Genomic DNA, 18,444 nt, shown 5'->3' with positions numbered 1-18,444 from the left:
ACGGGTCAGCTGGAAGGGATAAACAATCGAATAAAGGTCATCAAGCGGATGGCGTACGGTTACCGGGATAGCGAATTCTTTTTCATGAAGATCAAGAGCGTCTTTCCCGGTAATCCGTGAAGAACCTTTTTTTATGCCCGGCGGTTCACTCGCTTGCCGGCGTCACACTTTCCAACCGATACCCATACCCGTAAATCGTCAGCAGCTGCCAGCCCCGGTCTGCCGTCAGCCCAAGCTTGTTGCGCAGGCGATAGATATGGGTGTCCAGCGGGCGCGACGAAGACATTTCCTCATGGGGCCAGAACCGCTCGTACAAGTAGTCTCGCGACAACGGTCGACCCAGGTTGCTGAACAAGCAGCTCGCCAGCTGATACTCACGTTCTGTCATGGCGATCGGTTTGCCGTCGCGAGTGACAGTGAGTTCTGCATCGTCAAACACCAGGTCGTTAAAGCTCAACTCTTCAGCGACCGCCCGTTGCTGATTGTGCCGACGCAGCACGGCACTAACCCGGGCTTTCAGTTCGTTGGGCCGGAACGGTTTACTGACGTAGTCGTCGGCACCCGCATTCAGGGCCAGGACGATATCGTTTTCACCATCACGGCTGGTGAGCATGATTGCAGCCGGTGGTGCCTTCATGTGTTCACGGGTCCAACGCAGCAGCGACAAACCATTGAGATCGGGTAATTGCCAGTCGAGGATCAGCAGATCGAATGTTTCCCGGCGCAGTTGGCGCAACAAGTCTTCCCCGCGTTCAAAACTGTGCAGTGACCACGGCTGTTCTCCGGGTTCAGCCATCTGTTGCAGGGTTTGTTCAACCCGGCGTAGTTCGGCGGGTTCATCGTCCAGTATCGCAACGCGCATATGCGGTGACTCCTTGTCGCTTGAGCAGTTGGTTGTCGACAATAGCGGCTTGATCAACACAGTGAAAGTAAGCGGTCCATGGTTGGTTAACGTCCGCTATGATTCTTCGGTGTCCGTCCTTAGATCTGAGCGCTATGAAATCATTCACCCCACCCTCCTCTTTATTCCATGAGTAAGTCATGGCGCCGCGAAAGTCGTGTGCCAAGTCAGGTACAGCACTTGTTCCGGCAATTGGTCCGTGAGTGGGTGTGGATAAGTTTAGTGTTACTGCCGTTGACTGCGCTGGTGTCTTATCGGGCACAAATCAAACTGAACGACGTGTCGCCGGGCTTGAGCGCATCGCTTTCTGTTGCCTGGGTGGCAGGTGTTCTGGGATTGCTGCTATGGCGTCCGCGTCTCGCACTTTGGCTGACGATGATTGGCATGGCGTGTACGCTGCTGACCAGCGCTGGTCTCGCTGAGTTGAACCAGTTGTGGTCGCCGATGCCGGCTGTACTCAGCATGCTGTTTGGTTACCTGATCTGGAACTGGCGGCGCCTCAGTGTGGTGCTGACCTATTTTGGCTGGGAGCTGGCGCGGCTCGACAGCGAACCGAAGGTTTTTCCGGAGCGGCGTCGAACCCGGTTTCCCCGTGGCGACCGTTTGCAGAAGCAGGTCATGGCCCTTGAACAGGCCATGAGCCGGACGCGCGATACCCATCGTTTCATCGCCGATGGTCTGGAGTATTTACCTGTCGCCACGTTGATCAGCGATCCCCGTGGACAAATTTTGCTCGGCAACCGCAAAGCCCGCGATTTGTTTGGCGCAAGTCTGGTGGGCGATGGCGTGGTTGAGCAGTTGCTACAACTCGGTTACCCCGACCTGATCCACGGCGCCATCGGGCAACTATCAACGCTGCCGTTGCTGGAGTTTCGCGACGTCAAAGAGCGTAGTTTGCGACTGGAACGCGCAGTGTTGCTGCCGGCAGACGGGGAAACGCCCGTTGGCTGGTTATGGAGCCTGATCGACCTGAGTATCGAACGCGATGCAGAAGAACAGCGGGCCGTTATGTTGCGCTTCTTGTCCCACGACTTGCGGGCACCGCACTCGGCGATTCTTGCGCTGCTCGATGTGCACCGGCATCAGGTCGGCGGTGACACGCGGCTCTTCGATCAAATCGAGCTTCAAGTGCGTCGGGCGCTGAGTTTGACTGACGGATTCGTTCAATTGGCAAAAGCCGAGTCCGACGCCTATCAATTTCAGCCGAGCCTGTTTGCGATGCTGGTGATGGATGTGTTCGATCAGGCACTTCCCCTTGCGCAACAGAAGCAGATCCAATTGGTGCATGACGTGCAGGATGAAGCGCAGGAAAGCCTGATCATGGCGGATCAGGCGCTGCTGACCCGCGCGCTGTTCAATCTGCTGGAAAACGCCATCAAGTACAGCGCTGCAGGAACTCGCGTCTGCTTGAGCGTCAGGCACAGCGACAGCTGGCTAACGTGTGAGCTCACCGATCAAGGCAAAGGCATCGCGGCCGCAGAGTTACCCGCGCTGTTCACTCAGTATCGGCGTTTCTCTTCAGCCCAGGGGATCGATGGGGTGGGATTGGGGTTGTCGATGGTGAAAGCCGTCATGGATCACCATGGCGGACGAATTGAATGCCGCAGCGTGGTCGGCGAAGGCACGTGTTTCACGCTGGAATTCCCGTTGCTTGAAGAGTGAATGCAGGTCGTTCTAGCGGGCATAAAAAAACCGGCTATATCAGCCGGTTTTTTTGCGCCCAAAAAAAACTTATGCACGTTTTTATGGTTTTTATCATTCTATAAAATATGTAATAAAAACATAAAGTTAGAATAGAGAAATGACACTTTTCAATGAAACGGTACACAGCTTATCCACAGAATTTCAGACCGCCATCGAGTCGTTGGAGACCGGAGCTTGCGGAGCAGGTGGAATAGAGCCCATTTCCCGTTGCATTTGCTCGTTCCAGGCTTGAACCCGGTCGTTCAATTCGGCAATCGCACGCGGCCCGCTGCCTTCGGCATACATCGGAGCACCGATGATGACCGTGATCACGCCCTTCTTCTTCGCCCAACCGGTTTTCGGCCAGAACTTGCCGGCATTGTGTGCGATCGGCAGTACGGGAAGATCGGCATTGACCGCCAGTGCGGTGCCACCCCGGGAGAATTTCCCGACGGTGCCGAAAGGAACGCGTGTGCCTTCAGGGAAAATCAGTACCCAGACATTGTCCTTGAGCAGTTCGTCGCCCTTCTTCGCCACATGCTTGAGTGCAGCTTTCGGGTTGTCCCGGTCGATGGCGATCGGCCGTAACATGGCCATGGCCCAACCGAAGAACGGAACAAAGAGCAATTCACGTTTGAGCACCTGGCTCAACGGTGAGAAGTAGGCGGAGAGAAAAAAAGTCTCCCACGTGCTCTGGTGGTTCGACTGAATCACGCAAGGCCGTTCAGGGACGTTCTCGGCGCCTTTGATTTCGTAGCTGATGCCCAGAAAGACCTTACTCAACCACAGGGCGCAGCGGCACCAATACACGTTGATGAAACGATAGCGCGCCTTGAAAGGCAGAAATGGCGCGATAAAAAAACTCAGGCTGCACCACAGCAAGGAGCTGGTGCCCAGCAGCAGGTAAAAGAGGAAGGTTCTGATCGCCTGCAATATCGACATGGTGACGTTTACCGTTGCGGGCAATACCCGCCTGTATAAAGCGCACCCCTGATCAATCCTTTATCAGGAAAACATCAGAAGCACTCTAATTGTGGATAAGTTCTGCGGCAATCGCCGCCAGATCGTCAAAAATCAATGTGCCAACCGGTAGGGTCTTGCCCAAAGTCTTTACGCCTTTTCCGGTCTTTACCAAAACTGGCTGTGAATCGACGGCTTTTGCGGCTTCCAGGTCACCAAGGCTGTCGCCGACGAACCAGAGATTGGTCAGCGACACGTTGTAATGCCCGGCGATGGTTTTCAGCATCCCGGGTTTCGGTTTGCGGCAATCACAACCGTCGTCCGGCCCGTGGGGGCAGTAGACGATCAGCCCGACTTCACCACCCTGCTCCGCCACCAGTGAGCGCAAGCGCTCGTGCATGGCATCGAGGGTGGCGAGGTCGTAATAGCCGCGAGCGATGCCCGACTGGTTGGTAGCGACCGCTACCGTCCAGCCGGCCTTGCTCAACTGCGCAATGGCTTCGATCGAACCGGGAAGTGGAATCCACTCCTCCACCGACTTGATGTAAGCGTCGGAGTCGTAGTTGATCACTCCGTCCCGATCGAGAATCAGCAGTTTCAACAGCAATTCCTCAGCCCAGCAGCGAAATGTCGGCAACGCCGAGGAACAGCCCACGCAGACGCGCCAGCAACGCATAACGGTTGGCGCGGACTTTTGCGTCCTCCGCGTTGACCATTACGGCTTCGAAGAACGCATCCACTGGCTCGCGCAACGCAGCCAGACGTGCCAGCGATTCGCTGTACTGACGTGCTGCAGCCATCGGCTGAACCGCCTGGTCTGCCTGCTGGATCGCCGAGTACAGGGAGAACTCGTTGGCGTTATCGAAGTACTTGGCTTCCACGACGGTCGGAATGGAGCCTTCGACCTTGCTCAGCAAGTTCGACACACGCTTGTTCACGGCGGCCAGGGCTGCAGCTTCCGGCAATTGACGGAAAGCCTGGACGGCTTGCACGCGCTGGTCGAAGTCCAGAGCCGAACCCGGCTTCAGGGCACGTACCGACAAGTAGGTCGCGACGTCGACACCTTCGTCTTCGTAACGGGCACGCAGACGGTCGAAGATGAACTCCAGCACCGAGTCGTTGAGGCCGGCAGCCTTGACCTTGGTACCGAACGCATTCACGGCGAAAGCCACGGCGTCGTTCAGGTCCAGATCCAGTTGCTTCTCGATCAGGATACGCAACACACCCAGCGCTGCACGGCGCAGGGCGTACGGGTCTTTGCTGCCGGTTGGCAGCATGCCGATACCGAAGATGCCGACCAGGGTGTCCAGCTTGTCAGCGATAGCGACGGCTGCACCGGTCAGAGTGGCAGGCAGCTCAGCGCCAGCACCGCGTGGCATGTACTGCTCGTTCAGCGCCAGTGCGACGTCTTCCGGCTCACCGTCATTGAGGGCGTAGTAGTAACCGGCGACACCTTGCATCTCCGGGAACTCGCCGACCATTTCGGTCGCCAGGTCGCACTTGGACAGCAGGCCTGCACGAGCCGCCCACGAAGCGTTGCCGCCAATGCGCGCTGCGATGTAAGCGGCGAGTTTGGAAACACGTTCGGCCTTGTCGTAGACGCTGCCGAGTTTTTCCTGGAACACCACGTTTTGCAGGCGCTGGTTGAAGTCTTCGAGTTTCTGCTTCTTGTCTTGCTTGAAGAAGAACTCGGCGTCGGTCAGGCGTGGGCGAACCACTTTCTCGTTACCGGCGATGATCTGCTGCGGGTCTTTGCTCTCGATGTTGGCCACGGTAATGAAACGTGGCAGCAACTTGCCGTCGGCGTCCAGCAGGCAGAAGTACTTCTGGTTGTCCTGCATGGTGGTGATCAGCGCTTCTTGCGGCACGTCGAGGAAACGTTCCTCGAACGAGCACACCAGCGGCACCGGCCATTCGACCAGTGCGGTCACTTCGTCGAGCAGGGCTGGCGGAACGATTGCCGTGCCTTCCTGACGGGTGGCCAGCTCTTCGGTGCGCTTGCTGATGATCTCGCGACGCTCGTTGGCGTCGGCCAGCACGTAGGCGGCACGCAGGTCGGCCAGGTAGCTCGACGGCGAACCGATGCGCACGTTTTCCGGATGATGGAAACGGTGACCACGGGAATCACGGCCAGCCTTCTGGGCGAGGATGGTGCAGTCGATGACCTGGTCACCGAGCAGCATCACCAGCCATTGGGTCGGACGCACGAATTCTTCTTTGCGCGCACCCCAACGCATGCGTTTCGGGATCGGCAGGTCGTTCAGCGAGTCTTCGACGATGGTCGGCAGCAGGCTCGACGTCGGCTTGCCGGCGATGCTTTGGCTGTAGCGCAGTTTCGGGCCGCTCTGATCGATTTCGCTCAGGTCGACGCCGCACTTCTTGGCAAAGCCCAGTGCCGCTTGGGTCGGGTTGCCTTCAGCATCGAACGCGGCCTGACGTGGCGGGCCATCGAGGTTGATGCTGCGATCCGGCTGCTGGGTGGCCAGTGCGGTGATCAGCACGGCCAGACGGCGCGGCGCGGCATAAACGGTTTTGGTCTCGTAGTTCAGGCCGGCAGCTTGCAGGCCCTTGTCGATACCGGCGAGGAACGCCTCGGCCAAGGTGTTCAAGGCTTTGGGTGGCAGTTCTTCGGTGCCCAGTTCAACCAGAAAATCCAGAGCACTCATTGTGCAGCCTCCAGCTTGGCCAGTACTTCGTCACGCAGGTCCGGGGTCGCCATCGGGAAGCCGAGCTTGGCGCGGGCCAGCAGGTAGGCTTGCGCAACGGAACGCGCCAGGGTGCGTACACGCAGAATGTATTGCTGGCGCGCGGTCACGGAAATCGCCCGGCGTGCATCCAGCAGGTTGAAGGTATGGGAAGCCTTCAACACCATTTCGTAGCTCGGCAACGGCAGCGGCTGGTCGAGTTCGATCAGGCGCTTGGCTTCGCTTTCGTAGAAATCGAACAGTTCGAACAGCTTCTCGACGTTGGCGTGTTCGAAGTTGTAGGTCGACTGCTCCACTTCGTTCTGGTGGAACACGTCGCCGTAGGTCACTTTGCCCATCGGGCCGTCAGCCCAGACCAGGTCGTAGACCGAGTCCACGCCTTGCAGGTACATGGCCAGACGCTCGAGACCGTAGGTGATCTCGCCGGTCACCGGGTAGCACTCGATGCCGCCCGCTTGCTGGAAGTAGGTGAACTGCGTCACTTCCATGCCGTTGAGCCAGACTTCCCAGCCCAGACCCCAGGCGCCGAGGGTCGGCGATTCCCAGTTGTCTTCGACGAAGCGGATGTCGTGGACCAACGGGTCCAGGCCGACGTGCTTGAGGGAACCCAGGTACAGTTCCTGGAAGTTGTCCGGGTTTGGCTTCAGGACAACCTGGAACTGGTAGTAGTGCTGCAGACGGTTCGGGTTTTCGCCGTAGCGGCCGTCAGTCGGACGACGACTTGGCTGCACGTAGGCGGCGTTCCAGGTTTCCGGGCCAATGGCGCGCAGGAATGTTGCAGTGTGGAAAGTGCCGGCGCCTACTTCCATATCGTAGGGCTGAAGTACCACACAACCTTGCTCGGCCCAGTATTGCTGGAGGGCGAGGATCAAGTCTTGGAAGGTACGCACGGCTGGCGTAGGCTGGCTCACGAAATTCACCTGTTTCTTGGGCTGCGATTTAAAGAGCGGGAGTATACCCGATTCGTTGCTGCGCACGCCCCCTGGAGCCTTATGCCACGCTGCTTTTGGTGTTCCGAAGATCCGCTGTACATGGCTTATCACGATCAGGAGTGGGGCACGCCGCTACGCGATGCGCAGGGTTTGTTCGAGTTGCTTTTGCTCGAAGGGTTCCAGGCCGGCCTTTCCTGGATCACTGTGCTGCGTAAACGCGAGCATTATCGCCAGGTGATGTTTGGTTTTGATGTCCAGCGTGTGGCGCAGATGAGCGACGCGGAAATCGACGAGTTGATGCTCGATCCGGGGATCATCCGCAACCGTCTCAAGCTCAACGCGGCCCGGCGTAATGCCCAGGCCTGGCTGGCGCTGGAGGACCCGGTGGCATTTCTCTGGTCGTTCGTCGGTGGCCAGCCTGTGGTCAATCATTTCAAGGATCGCAGCGAAGTCCCGGCCGTCACGCCAACCGCGGTAGAGATGAGCAAGGGCCTGAAAAAAGCCGGTTTCACGTTCGTCGGCCCGACCATTTGCTACGCCTTGATGCAGGCTTCGGGCATGGTCATGGACCACACCCGCGATTGCGACCGCTACGCGCTGTTGGCGAACGGCGGTTAGAATGGCCGCCTCGCGCACAGCACAAGATCAGGAGTGACCTGTGGATAAGTTAAAAGGCGCCTTGCTGGTAGGCGCTCTGCGGCTGTTTGCCCTGTTGCCGTGGGGGGCCGTTCAGGCCGTCGGCTCGGCGATTGGCTGGATGATGTGGAAATTCCCCAACCGTTCTCGCGACGTGGTGCGGATCAACCTGTCCAAGTGCTTTCCGGACATGGACCCGGCCGAGCGCGAACGCCTGGTCGGCCAGAGCCTGAAAGACATCGGCAAGTCCCTGACCGAAAGCGCCTGCGCCTGGATCTGGCCGGCCCAGCGCTCTATCGATCTGGTACGTGAGGTCGAAGGCCTCGACATATTGAAAGAGGCCCTCGCCTCCGGCAAAGGCGTCGTCGGTATCACCAGTCACCTGGGCAACTGGGAAGTGCTGAATCACTTCTATTGCAGCCAGTGCAAACCGATCATTTTCTATCGCCCGCCGAAGTTGAAGGCGGTGGATGAATTGCTGCAAAAGCAGCGCGTGCAGTTGGGCAACAAGGTTGCCGCTTCCACCAAGGAAGGCATCCTCAGCGTCATCAAGGAAGTGCGCAGAGGGGGGGCAGTGGGCATTCCCGCTGACCCGGAACCGTCCGAGTCCGCCGGGATCTTCGTGCCGTTCTTCGCCACCCAGGCGCTGACCAGCAAGTTTGTGCCGAACATGCTGGCGGGCGGCAAAGCGGTTGGCGTGTTCCTGCATGCGTTGCGCCTGCCGGACGGTTCTGGCTACAAAGTGATCCTGGAAGCCGCACCCGAAGCCATGTACAGCACCGATACCGCCGAGTCATGCGCGGCCATGAGTAAAGTGGTCGAGCGATATGTCGGGGCCTATCCGAGCCAGTACATGTGGAGCATGAAGCGCTTCAAGAAGCGTCCGCCAGGCGAAGCTCGCTGGTATTGATGTAAAAAATCAAAAGATCGCAGGCTCCTGCAAAGGCTCGGCGTACACCCCGCAGGAGCTGCCGATGGCTCGGGCCGCGTTCGGACGATCTTTTGGTCTTTATTGGCCTGCGTGCGCCTGACGCTCGAGCTTCTTCAGAAACACCGTCATTTCCTTCTCTGCCTGTTTGTCGCCATGGGCGCGGGCGGCTTCCAGGCCTTGCTCCCAGGCTTGGCGTGCGGCCGCATGGTCCGCCAACGCCAGATGGGCCTTGCCCAACAACTTCCAGGCTGCTGAATACTTCGGATCGAACTCGACGCAGCGCTGGAAATGCTCCGCAGCCTTGGCGTTCTCCCCCAGATCCAGATAACCCTTGCCCAGGCCAAAGCGCAACAGTGAGTTATCCACACCCTTGGCGAGCATTTTTTCCAGGGATTCGAGCATGGGGGAGTTTCCGAATGGTTGTCGTTTTCGAAATCGCCTTCGCTGGCAAGCCAGCTCCTACAGGTTATGCGCGATTCTCTGTAGGAGCTGGCTTGCCAGCGAAGGCGGTCTAAAGGATCAGAAGAAGCTCAACCCCACATGGAACAGTTTCTCTACATCGCGGATATGCTTTTTATCCACAAGGAACAGAATCACATGGTCGCCCGCTTCGATCACGGTGTCGTCGTGGGCGATGATCACTTCTTCGTCGCGGATGATCGCGCCGATGGTGGTGCCCGGCGGCAAACCGATGTTCTCGATGGCCTTGCCGATCACCTTGCTCGATTTCGCATCGCCATGGGCAATCGCTTCGATGGCTTCTGCCGCGCCCCGGCGCAGTGAGTGCACGCTGACGATGTCGCCACGGCGCACGTGGGCCAACAGCGTGCCGATGGTCGCCAGCTGCGGGCTGATGGCGATGTCGATATCGCCGCCCTGGATCAGATCGACATAGGCCGGGTTGTTGATGATGGTCATCACCTTCTTCGCGCCCAGGCGCTTGGCCAGCAGCGACGACATGATGTTGGCTTCGTCGTCGTTGGTCAGGGCCAGGAACAGGTCCGCGTCGGCGATGTTCTCTTCCATCAGCAGGTCACGGTCCGAGGCACTGCCCTGCAACACCACGGTACTGTCGAGATGATCCGAAAGATGTCGGCAACGCGCCGGGTTCATCTCGATGATCTTCACCTGATAGCGGCTCTCGATGGCTTCGGCCAGACGTTCACCAATCTGCCCGCCACCGGCGATGACGATGCGTTTATAGGTCTCGTCGAGACGGCGCATTTCGCTCATGACTGCGCGAATGTTCGCTTTGGCGGCGATGAAAAAGACTTCGTCGTCGGCCTCGATCACCGTGTCACCCTGGGGCAGGATCGGCCGGTCGCGACGGAAAATCGCAGCGACGCGGGTTTCGACGTTCGGCATGTGCTCGCGCAACTGCCGCAGTTGCTGGCCCACCAGCGGTCCGCCGTAGTAAGCCCGCACCGCCACCAGTTGCGCCTTGCCTTCGGCGAAGTCGATCACCTGCAAGGCGCCGGGGTGCTGGATCAGGCGCTTGATGTAGTTGGTGACCACTTGTTCCGGACTGATCAGCACGTCGACCGGAATCGCTTCGTTCTGGAACAGTTGTTCTTCGCGGGTCAGGTACGCGGCTTCGCGCACCCGGGCAATCTTGGTCGGCGTGTGGAACAGGGTGTGGGCGACCTGGCAGGCGACCATGTTGGTTTCATCGCTGTTGGTCACGGCGACCAGCATGTCTGCGTCGTCGGCACCGGCCTGGCGCAACACGGTCGGGAACGAACCGCGGCCCTGAACCGTGCGGATGTCCAGCCGGTCACCAAGGTCGCGCAGGCGTTCACCATCGGTGTCGACCACGGTGATGTCGTTCGCTTCGCTCGCCAGGTGTTCGGCCAGCGAACCGCCGACCTGCCCTGCTCCGAGGATGATGATTTTCATCCAGTCACTCCATTGAATCCATTTAGCCGCGCGCGGCGGCGATCTTGATCAGCTTGGCGTAGTAGAACCCGTCGTGCCCGCCTTCCTGGGCCAGCAACTGGCGACCATGGGGTTGCTTGATCCCGGCCATGGTGGCGAGATCCAGTTCACGGGCGCCCGGTGTGCGGGCAAGGAACGCTTCGATGACTTCGGTGTTTTCGGTCGGCAATGTGGAACAGGTGGCGTAAAGCAGAATGCCGCCCACTTCCAACGTTATCCACATGGCGTCGAGCAATTCGCCTTGCAGTACCGCCAGCGCAGCGATGTCGTCGGGTTGGCGGGTCAGCTTGATGTCCGGGTGACGGCGAATCACACCGGTCGCCGAACACGGGGCGTCCAGCAGGATGCGCTGGAACGGCTTGCCGTCCCACCATAGTTGAGTGTCGCGGCCGTCGGCGGCGATCAGTTCGGCGCTGAGCTTCAGGCGCTCGAGGTTCTCGCGAACCCGCACCAGACGCTTGGCTTCCAGATCCACCGCGACGACGCCGGCCAGCTTTGGCTCGGCTTCGAGGATGTGGCAGGTCTTGCCTCCCGGAGCGCAGCAGGCGTCGAGCACCCGTTGCCCAGGGGCCAGATCCAGCAGATCGGCGGCCAGTTGCGCGGCTTCGTCCTGCACGCTGATCCAGCCGTCGGCGAAACCTGGCAGGCTGCGCACGTCGGTGGCGGCTTCGAGCACGATACCGTCGCGGCTATAAACGCATGGCGTCGCGGCGATACCGGCGTCGGTCAATAATCCGAGGTAGGCATCACGGCTGTGATGGCGACGGTTGACCCGCAGAATCATCGGCGGATGCGCATTGTTGGCTGCGCAAATGGCTTCCCATTGCTCGGGCCAGAACGCCTTCAAGGATTTCTGCAACCAGCGTGGGTGGGCGGTGCGCACCACCGGATCACGTTCCAGTTCGGCGAAAATCGTTTCGCTTTCGCGCTGAGCATTACGCAGCACGGCGTTGAGCAAGGCCTTGGCCCAAGGTTTTTTCAGCTTGTCGGCGCAACCGACGGTTTCGCCGATGGCGGCGTGGGCCGGGACGCGGGTGTAGAGCAACTGATAGAGGCCGACCAACAGCAAGGCTTCGACATCGGCGTCGGCGGCCTTGAACGGCTTCTGCAACAGTTTGGCCGCCAGCGCCGACAAGCGCGGTTGCCAGCGCGCGGTGCCGAACGCCAGGTCCTGGGTGAAACCGCGATCACGGTCTTCGACCTTGTCCATCTGCGTCGGCAGTGAGCTGTTGAGCGAGGCTTTTCCGCTCAGGACAGCGGCGAGTGCCTTGGCGGCGGCCAGGCGCGGGTTCATTGAGCGTCCGCCGCTTGGCCGAGGACGATGCCGGTAGCGAACTTCTCGCGACGGCTGTTGAACAGGTCGCTGAAGTTCAGCGCCTTGCCGCCGGGCAATTGCAGGCGGGTCAGGCACAGGGCTTGTTCGCCGCACGCGACGATCAGGCCGTCCTTGCTGGCGCCGAGGATTTCACCCGGTGCGCCTTTGCCTTCGGCGAGCGTCGCGGCCAGCACTTTCAGGGCTTCGCCGTTCAAGGTGCTGTGGGTGATCGGCCACGGGTTGAAGGCACGTACCAGACGTTCCAGCTCAACTGCCGGGCGAGTCCAGTCGATACGTGCTTCGTCCTTGTTCAATTTGTGCGCGTAGGTGGCGAGGCTGTCGTCCTGCACTTCCCCTTCCAACGTGCCTGCGGCGAGACCGGCAATGGCCTGGATCACGGCCGGTGGGCCCATTTCCGCCAGGCGATCGTGGAGGCTGCCGCCGGTGTCTTCGGCGCTGATCGGCGTGCTGACTTTAAGCAACATCGGCCCGGTATCGAGGCCGGCTTCCATGCGCATCACGGTCACGCCGCTTTCGGCGTCACCTGCTTGCACGGCGCGCTGGATCGGCGCCGCACCACGCCAGCGTGGCAGCAGCGAGGCGTGACTGTTGATGCAACCCAGGCGCGGAATATCCAGCACCACTTGCGGCAGGATCAGGCCGTAGGCGACCACCACCATCAAGTCCGGCTTCAATGCGGCCAGTTCAGCCTGAGCCTCTTCATTGCGCAGGGTCGGCGGTTGCAGCACCGGAATATTGTTTTCCAGCGCCAGCTGCTTGACCGGGCTCGGCATCAGTTTTTGCCCACGACCGGCCGGGCGATCCGGTTGGGTGTAGACCGCAACGATCTCGTAAGGGCTGGCGAGCAGGGCCTTGAGGTGTTCGGCGGCGAATTCCGGGGTGCCGGCAAAGACGATGCGCAGTGGCTCAGTCATGGGTGTTCTCTATTGCAAAGCATCTTGAAAAGAAAAAGGCTTGCCGCAGCAAGCCTTTGAAGGAGGGCATCAAGCGTTCTGGCGATGCTGTTTTTCCAGCTTCTTCTTGATGCGGTCGCGTTTGAGCGTGGACAGGTAGTCGACGAACAATTTGCCGTTGAGGTGGTCGCATTCGTGCTGGATGCACACCGCGAGCAGGCCTTCGGCGATCAGTTCGTAAGGCTGGCCGTCACGGTCCAGGGCCTTGACCTTGATCCGTTGCGGGCGATCGACGTTTTCGTAGAAGCCCGGTACCGAAAGGCAGCCTTCCTGGTATTGCTCCATCTCGTCGGTCAGGGACTCGAACTCGGGGTTGATGAACACCCGAGGTTCGGTGCGGTCTTCGGAGAGGTCCATGACGACGATGCGTTGGTGCACGTTGACCTGGGTCGCGGCGAGGCCGATGCCTGGCGCTTCATACATTGTTTCAAACATATCGTCGACCAACTGACGCACTTCGTCGTCCACTACGGCCACTGGTTTGGCGATAGTGCGCAGACGCGGATCAGGAAATTCGAGGATGTTTAAAATGGCCATAAGCTTGATGACTGCACGTGTGAAGTAAGGTCGGGTCGATGGCCTGGCGGTCCGAAGATGCAGGCAACCGGTGTGAAACGTAGCTCCCTTCTTTTGATTGGCAAGCCGGGAGCGAGCCACGAAGACTTTGTCGTTTCACGCGAATGCACATAATAAAGGGATTCACCGCATGAGGAAATCACTACTCGCCCTGCTGCTTCTGGCCTCGGCCGGTTTCGCACAGGGCCAGGCGCTGCCCGGGCAAGACATTCCCACCGTAAAGCTGTCGCCCCAGGTGCGTGTCAGCCCGGTGACCGAGACCATTGCGAGCGTTGCGCTGAAGTCGATCAACAGTTTTTTATTGAGTAACCGCATCGTCGACAAGGCCGAGGATTTCGACAAGGCGCCCTACATCGTCGCCGGCGATGCCGAGCGCGTGCTCAGTGGCAGCGGTGACCGCATTTTCGCTCGGGGTCACTTCGACCCGACGCAACCGGTGTATGGAATCTTTCGCCAGGGCAAGGTCTACACCGACCCGCAGAGCCACGAGGTTCTGGGGATCAACGCCGATGACATCGGCGGTGGCGAGGTGGTCGCCATCGAAGGAGACGTGGCTACGCTCGACGTGCAGCGCACGACTCAGGAAGTGCGACTGGGCGATCGATTGTTCCGTGGCGAGGAGCGTTCGATCCATTCGACCTTCACGCCCAGTGCTCCTAGTGCCGAAATCAACGGCTTGATCATTGATGTACCGCGCGGTGTGACGCAAATCGGTGCGATGGACGTGGTCACGCTGAACAAGGGGCAGCGTGACGGTCTGGTCGAGGGCAACGTGTTGGCGGTGATGAAAACCGGCGAAACCGTTCGCGACCGGATCACCGGCCAATCCCTGAAAATTCCCGATCAGCGCGCCGGTCTGCTGATGGTTTTTCGCACCTACGACAAACTCAGCTACGGGCTGGTGCTTGACGCCTCGCGCTCGCTGGCGGTGATGGATAAGGTGCGAAATCCGTAAGCGTGCTTCACAAGTTACCAACAGAGTTATCCACAGCTTGTTCCCGTATCGACGGGGACTCAAAACGATCAAGGATGATCCATGTCGCTGCCTGCCGTTACACCGGTTTCCCCTGCGGAACTGGAAGCCCGTTTACGTTTGCACCGGTTGCCCGAGCTCGGCCCGGCACGCTTCAAGAAGTTGCTGGAGGCCTTCGGCTCGGCGTCCAAAGCCATCAGCGCACCCGCCAGTGCCTGGCACGCGTTGGGTCTGCCGCTGGCCTGTTCCGAGGCCAGGCGCAGCACTGAAGTTCGTGATGGCGCCAGCCACGCATTGGCCTGGCTGGAGCGTCCTGGCCAGCATTTACTGATGTGGGACCAGCCTGACTACCCGGCGATGCTGGCGCAAATCAGCGATGCACCGCCGCTGTTATTCGTCGCGGGCGATCCGGGCATTCTGGAAAAACCTCAGCTGGCGATGGTCGGCAGCCGACGTGCATCGCGACCGGGCATGGACACCGCCAGCGCGTTTTCCCGCAGCCTGGCCGGCGCCGGTTTTGTCATCACCAGCGGTCTGGCGCTGGGCATTGATGCCGCCGCGCACCAGGCTGCAATCGACATCGGCGGGCAAACGGTCGGAGTGCTGGGGACGGGCCTTGAGAAGTTTTATCCACAGCGCAATCGACGCCTGGCAGACGCCATGATCGCCTCGGGCAGCGCGGTGCTTTCAGCGTTTCCGCTGGATACTGGCCCCAGTGCTGGCAACTTCCCCCGACGCAATCGGATCATCAGCGGTTTGTCCCTCGGCGTGCTGGTGGTCGAGGCCAGTGTCGCCAGCGGTTCGCTGATCACCGCGAGGCTGGCGGCGGAACAAGGACGAGAAGTGTTTGCCATTCCCGGCTCCATCCATCATCCCGGCGCCCGGGGCTGCCATCAGTTAATCCGCGATGGCGCGGTGTTGGTTGAAACCATTGAGCACATCCTCGAAGCCTTGCGTGGCTGGCAGCAACAACCGTTGTTCACAGAGATGTGCGAAGTTACGACGACTCATCCCCTGTTGATGTTGTTGCATGCGGCTCCCCTGACCAGTGAAGCGCTGGTCGATGCCAGCGGCTGGGCCTTGCCGAAAGTGCTGGCGGCGTTGACGGAACTGGAAATGGACGGCCGTGCGGTGTGCGAAAACGGCCGCTGGTTTGCACGGGTGAGCTAGGTTTTATAAACAAGATCGGTAAACTGCGCAGAGCCTATTTCTGGAGAGTTTTTCATGGTCAACAGTTGGCGTGTGCAACAAGCCGCGCAAGCAGTTCGCGCCGGGGCGGTGATTGCCTACCCAACCGAAGCAGTCTGGGGCCTGGGTTGCGATCCGTGGGACCTGGATGCGGTGGAGCGACTGCTGGATATAAAGGGTCGTTCGGTGGACAAGGGCCTGATACTGGTGGCCGATAACATCCGCCAGTTCGACTTCCTGTTCGAAGACTTCCCGGAGCTGTGGATGGATCGCATGGCCAGCACCTGGCCGGGCCCGAACACCTGGCTGGTGCCGCATCAAAACCTGCTGCCGCCGTGGATTACCGGTGTGCACGAAACGGTGGCGCTGCGGGTCAGCGATCATCCCCTGGTGCGGGACTTGTGCGCGTTGGTCGGGCCGCTGGTGTCGACATCGGCCAACCCGCAGGGTCGTCCGGCGGCGCGCACGCGGATTCGCATCGAGCAGTATTTCCGGGGGCAGATAGATCTGGTGCTCGGCGGGATGCTGGGCGGGCGCAAGAACCCGAGTGTGATTCGTGATGTGGCGACCGGGCACGTTGTGCGCCCGGATTAAGACCGAGGTGCGCCCATCGCTAGCAGGCTAGCTGGCTCCCACATTGGGTCAGTGTGGGAGCTAGCCTGCTAGCGATGGCGTCCGTCAGGGCAGCAAAACAACCGAACCGGTCGTACGCCGCGCCGACAGCTCGGTCTGCGCCTTCGCTGCATCAGCCAGCGAGTAGCGTTGGCTGATGTCCACAGTCAGCTTGCCACTGGTAATCATCCCAAACAGTTCATCCGCCATACGCTGCAGGTTCTCGGCGTTGTTCGCATAAGTGCCCAATGTCGGCCGGGTCACGTACAGCGAGCCCTTCCCCGCCAGAATCCCCAGGTTCACGCCGTCCACTGCGCCAGACGCATTACCGAAACTCACCACCAACCCACGCGGCGCGAGGCTGTCGAGTGAGGTCAGCCAGGTGTCCTTGCCGACGCCGTCGTACACCACCGGGACTTTTTTTCCGTCGGTCAATTCCAGTACGCGTTGTGCGACGTTTTCATGGCTGTAGTCGATGGTCGCCCAGGCACCGTTGGCCTTGGCCAGTGCGGCTTTCTCCGCCGAGCTCACCGTGCCGATCAACTTCACGCCCAACGCCTTGGCCCATTGGCAAGCCAAAGAGCCGACACCACCGGCGGCGGCGTGGAACAGGATGGTTTCGCCACCCTTGAGTTCATAAGTCTGGCGCAGCAGGTATTGCACGGTCAGGCCCTTGAGCATCACGCCCGCCGCTTGTTCGAAGCTGATGGCCTCCGGCAGTTTCACCAGATTGGCCTCGGGCAAGACGTGAAGCTCGCTGTAGGCGCCCAACGGGCCGCTGCCATACGCCACGCGGTCACCGACCTTGAACCGGGTCACGTCGCTGCCGATCGCTTCGACCACGCCTGCGCCTTCCGCGCCCAAACCCGAAGGCAGGGCTGGAGGTGGGTAGAGACCGCTGCGGTAATAGGTGTCGATGAAGTTCAGACCGATGGCCTTGTTGGCCACACGCACGTCCTTCGGACCTGGCTCGGCAGGCTGGTAATCCACATATTCGAGCACTTCTGGGCCGCCATGGGCGCGGAACTGGATACGCTTTGCCATCTGTTCTCTCCTGAGGTCGTGTTACCAAGCGCCCTATCGGACTCCGAAGCTTGATCTTCGTCAACTGCGAAGGGGTAACTTGCGGTGTTATGCTACGCGCCCATTTGCGCAGGCTGAGCTCCGATGGAGCGCCGCGTAGCTTTGCCCGATTCAAGGTGATGACATGACGACCCGCACCGAGGCCGTAAAGGCCTATTTGCTCGACCTGCAAGACCGTATTTGTGCTGCCCTGGAAGCCGAAGACGGTGGCACGCGCTTCGTTGAAGATGCCTGGACCCGGCCTGCCGGCGGTGGCGGTCGTACCCGCGTGATTGAAAACGGGGCGTTGATTGAAAAGGGCGGCGTCAACTTTTCCCACGTTTTCGGCAGCGGTCTCCCACCGTCCGCCAGCGCCCACCGCCCGGAACTGGCCGGCCGTGGCTTCGAGGCCCTGGGCGTGTCGCTGGTGATTCACCCGCACAATCCGCATGTGCCGACGTCCCACGCCAACGTGCGTTTCTTCATCGCTGAAAAAGAAGGCGAAGAGCCGGTCTGGTGGTTCGGCGGCGGCTTCGACCTGACCCCGTATTACGGCAATGAAGAAGACTGCATCCACTGGCACCGCATCGCCGAGCAGGCCTGCGCGCCGTTCGGTGCGGATGTCTACCCGCGTTACAAGGCCTGGTGCGACAGCTACTTCCACATCAAGCATCGTCACGAACCCCGGGGTATCGGCGGCTTGTTCTTCGATGACCTGAACGAGTGGGACTTCGACACCAGCTTTGCCTTCATGCGCGCTATCGGCGATGCGTACATCGACGCCTACCTGCCGATCGTGCAGCGCCGCAAGAACGACACGTACACCGAAAAACAGCGGGAATTCCAGGAGTTCCGCCGTGGGCGCTATGTCGAGTTCAACCTGGTTTATGACCGTGGCACGCTGTTCGGCCTGCAATCGGGCGGGCGTACCGAATCGATCTTGATGTCGCTGCCGCCGCACGTGCGCTGGGGTTACGACTGGAAAGCCGAGCCTGGCAGCGAAGAAGCGCGTCTGACCGAGTACTTTCTGCAAGACCGCGATTGGTTGGCCAAAGGCTGAC

General features: G+C 60.1%; 18 protein-coding genes and 1 pseudogene. 8 read left to right on the top strand and 11 right to left on the bottom strand.

Annotated elements, in window-relative coordinates:
• Nucleotides 1-120, top strand: a 120-nt coding sequence (locus CKW19_RS21675) for a transposase (protein WP_141228961.1), incomplete at its 5' end; no start/stop codon positions are given.
• Nucleotides 121-145: 25 nt separating this feature from the next.
• Here the strand turns inward: CKW19_RS21675 and CKW19_RS21670 are convergent.
• Nucleotides 146-862, bottom strand: coding sequence for a response regulator transcription factor (locus CKW19_RS21670; protein WP_095059778.1), 717 nt, complete (start codon nt 860-862; stop codon nt 146-148).
• A 168-nt stretch (nt 863-1,030) separates the two neighbouring features.
• On the opposite strand from CKW19_RS21670, the gene CKW19_RS21665 reads away from it, so the two are divergent.
• The gene (locus CKW19_RS21665; protein WP_095059777.1) at nt 1,031-2,563 is read left to right on the top strand and encodes a PAS domain-containing sensor histidine kinase; all 1,533 of its coding nucleotides are present in this window, start codon (nt 1,031-1,033) and stop codon (nt 2,561-2,563) included.
• 183 nt (nt 2,564-2,746) lie between these two features.
• Here CKW19_RS21665 and CKW19_RS21660 read toward each other — a convergent pair whose 3' ends face one another.
• The 4 genes from CKW19_RS21660 to glyQ all read right to left on the bottom strand — a co-directional run bounded on the left by CKW19_RS21660 (nt 2,747) and on the right by glyQ (nt 7,160).
• The gene (locus CKW19_RS21660) at nt 2,747-3,526 is read right to left on the bottom strand and encodes a 1-acyl-sn-glycerol-3-phosphate acyltransferase (RefSeq protein WP_095059776.1); all 780 of its coding nucleotides are present in this window, start codon (nt 3,524-3,526) and stop codon (nt 2,747-2,749) included.
• Between the two features lie 85 nt (nt 3,527-3,611).
• Nucleotides 3,612-4,151 (bottom strand): D-glycero-beta-D-manno-heptose 1,7-bisphosphate 7-phosphatase, encoded by a 540-nt coding sequence (gene gmhB / locus CKW19_RS21655; protein WP_177408843.1) that lies wholly within the window; start codon nt 4,149-4,151, stop codon nt 3,612-3,614.
• A 4-nt stretch (nt 4,152-4,155) separates the two neighbouring features.
• A complete protein-coding gene (gene glyS, locus CKW19_RS21650; RefSeq protein WP_095059774.1) occupies nt 4,156-6,210 on the bottom strand; it encodes a glycine--tRNA ligase subunit beta in 2,055 nt (684 codons plus the stop codon).
• Nucleotides 6,207-7,160, bottom strand: a complete 954-nt coding sequence (gene glyQ, locus CKW19_RS21645; RefSeq protein ID WP_008155694.1) for a glycine--tRNA ligase subunit alpha — start codon at nt 7,158-7,160, stop codon at nt 6,207-6,209. Before glyQ ends, glyS begins: the two co-directional genes overlap by 4 nt.
• Before the next feature lie 81 nt (nt 7,161-7,241).
• Between glyQ and CKW19_RS21640 the strand changes: the two genes are divergently transcribed.
• Nucleotides 7,242-7,799: a DNA-3-methyladenine glycosylase I gene (locus tag CKW19_RS21640; RefSeq protein WP_095059773.1), complete on the top strand. Its 558-nt coding sequence runs from the start codon at nt 7,242-7,244 to the stop codon at nt 7,797-7,799.
• A gap of 40 nt (nt 7,800-7,839) precedes the next feature.
• The gene (locus CKW19_RS21635) at nt 7,840-8,727 is read left to right on the top strand and encodes a lysophospholipid acyltransferase (RefSeq protein ID WP_095059772.1); all 888 of its coding nucleotides are present in this window, start codon (nt 7,840-7,842) and stop codon (nt 8,725-8,727) included.
• Between the two features lie 99 nt (nt 8,728-8,826).
• Here the strand turns inward: CKW19_RS21635 and CKW19_RS21630 are convergent, their stop codons facing one another.
• From CKW19_RS21630 to def, 5 genes are all read right to left on the bottom strand, one after another.
• Complete coding sequence (locus CKW19_RS21630) at nt 8,827-9,150, bottom strand: tetratricopeptide repeat protein (protein WP_095059771.1); 324 nt, start codon at nt 9,148-9,150, stop codon at nt 8,827-8,829.
• 117 nt (nt 9,151-9,267) lie between these two features.
• Entirely contained in the window at nt 9,268-10,644 is a 1,377-nt protein-coding gene (gene trkA / locus CKW19_RS21625; protein WP_046042728.1) for a Trk system potassium transporter TrkA, read from the bottom strand.
• 22 nt (nt 10,645-10,666) lie between these two features.
• Nucleotides 10,667-11,977 (bottom strand): 16S rRNA (cytosine(967)-C(5))-methyltransferase RsmB, encoded by a 1,311-nt coding sequence (gene rsmB, locus CKW19_RS21620; RefSeq protein ID WP_095059770.1) that lies wholly within the window; start codon nt 11,975-11,977, stop codon nt 10,667-10,669.
• Nucleotides 11,974-12,933, bottom strand: coding sequence for a methionyl-tRNA formyltransferase (fmt, locus tag CKW19_RS21615; protein WP_095059769.1), 960 nt, complete (start codon nt 12,931-12,933; stop codon nt 11,974-11,976). The genes rsmB and fmt overlap by 4 nt, the downstream gene beginning before the upstream one ends.
• A gap of 69 nt (nt 12,934-13,002) precedes the next feature.
• On the bottom strand, nt 13,003-13,509 hold the full coding sequence (gene def / locus CKW19_RS21610) for a peptide deformylase (protein WP_095059768.1): 507 nt from the start codon (nt 13,507-13,509) through the stop codon (nt 13,003-13,005).
• 238 nt (nt 13,510-13,747) lie between these two features.
• Between def and CKW19_RS21605 the strand changes: the two are divergent.
• The 3 genes and pseudogenes from CKW19_RS21605 to CKW19_RS21595 form a co-directional block, all read left to right on the top strand.
• Nucleotides 13,748-14,503: pseudogene (locus tag CKW19_RS21605) on the top strand (peptidoglycan-binding protein); the annotation flags it as partial.
• A gap of 81 nt (nt 14,504-14,584) precedes the next feature.
• Complete coding sequence (dprA, locus tag CKW19_RS21600; RefSeq protein ID WP_095059766.1) at nt 14,585-15,691, top strand: DNA-processing protein DprA; 1,107 nt, start codon at nt 14,585-14,587, stop codon at nt 15,689-15,691.
• Nucleotides 15,692-15,745: 54 nt separating this feature from the next.
• Entirely contained in the window at nt 15,746-16,303 is a 558-nt protein-coding gene (locus CKW19_RS21595; protein WP_095059765.1) for an L-threonylcarbamoyladenylate synthase, read from the top strand.
• Between the two features lie 84 nt (nt 16,304-16,387).
• Here the strand turns inward: CKW19_RS21595 and CKW19_RS21590 are convergent, their stop codons facing one another.
• Nucleotides 16,388-17,365, bottom strand: a complete 978-nt coding sequence (locus tag CKW19_RS21590; RefSeq protein ID WP_095059764.1) for an NADPH:quinone reductase — start codon at nt 17,363-17,365, stop codon at nt 16,388-16,390.
• A gap of 163 nt (nt 17,366-17,528) precedes the next feature.
• Here CKW19_RS21590 and hemF point away from each other — a divergent pair, with 163 nt between their 5' ends.
• Complete coding sequence (gene hemF, locus CKW19_RS21585) at nt 17,529-18,443, top strand: oxygen-dependent coproporphyrinogen oxidase (protein WP_095059763.1); 915 nt, start codon at nt 17,529-17,531, stop codon at nt 18,441-18,443.
• Nucleotide 18,444 lies beyond the last annotated feature (1 nt).

The organism is Pseudomonas sp. Irchel s3f7, assembly GCF_900187615.1.
Lineage (GTDB): Bacteria > Pseudomonadota > Gammaproteobacteria > Pseudomonadales > Pseudomonadaceae > Aquipseudomonas.
This window is presented reverse-complemented; position numbering and strand designations above follow the sequence as displayed.

Bases quoted from the DNA above. Each gene is read 5' to 3' on its own strand.
- CKW19_RS21665 (WP_095059777.1), top strand. From the start codon at position 1,031: ATGAGTAAGTCATGGCGCCGCGAAAGTCGTGTGCCAAGTCAGGTACAG.
- CKW19_RS21670 (WP_095059778.1), bottom strand. From the start codon at position 862: ATGCGCGTTGCGATACTGGACGATGAACCCGCCGAACTACGCCGGGTT.
- CKW19_RS21630 (WP_095059771.1), bottom strand. From the start codon at position 9,150: ATGCTCGAATCCCTGGAAAAAATGCTCGCCAAGGGTGTGGATAACTCA.
- CKW19_RS21660 (WP_095059776.1), bottom strand. From the start codon at position 3,526: ATGTCGATATTGCAGGCGATCAGAACCTTCCTCTTTTACCTGCTGCTG.
- CKW19_RS21640 (WP_095059773.1), top strand. From the start codon at position 7,242: ATGCCACGCTGCTTTTGGTGTTCCGAAGATCCGCTGTACATGGCTTAT.
- trkA (WP_046042728.1), bottom strand. From the start codon at position 10,644: ATGAAAATCATCATCCTCGGAGCAGGGCAGGTCGGCGGTTCGCTGGCC.
- hemF (WP_095059763.1), top strand. From the start codon at position 17,529: ATGACGACCCGCACCGAGGCCGTAAAGGCCTATTTGCTCGACCTGCAA.
- glyS (WP_095059774.1), bottom strand. From the start codon at position 6,210: ATGAGTGCTCTGGATTTTCTGGTTGAACTGGGCACCGAAGAACTGCCA.
- dprA (WP_095059766.1), top strand. From the start codon at position 14,585: ATGTCGCTGCCTGCCGTTACACCGGTTTCCCCTGCGGAACTGGAAGCC.
- fmt (WP_095059769.1), bottom strand. From the start codon at position 12,933: ATGACTGAGCCACTGCGCATCGTCTTTGCCGGCACCCCGGAATTCGCC.
- rsmB (WP_095059770.1), bottom strand. From the start codon at position 11,977: ATGAACCCGCGCCTGGCCGCCGCCAAGGCACTCGCCGCTGTCCTGAGC.
- CKW19_RS21590 (WP_095059764.1), bottom strand. From the start codon at position 17,365: ATGGCAAAGCGTATCCAGTTCCGCGCCCATGGCGGCCCAGAAGTGCTC.
- def (WP_095059768.1), bottom strand. From the start codon at position 13,509: ATGGCCATTTTAAACATCCTCGAATTTCCTGATCCGCGTCTGCGCACT.
- CKW19_RS21595 (WP_095059765.1), top strand. From the start codon at position 15,746: ATGGTCAACAGTTGGCGTGTGCAACAAGCCGCGCAAGCAGTTCGCGCC.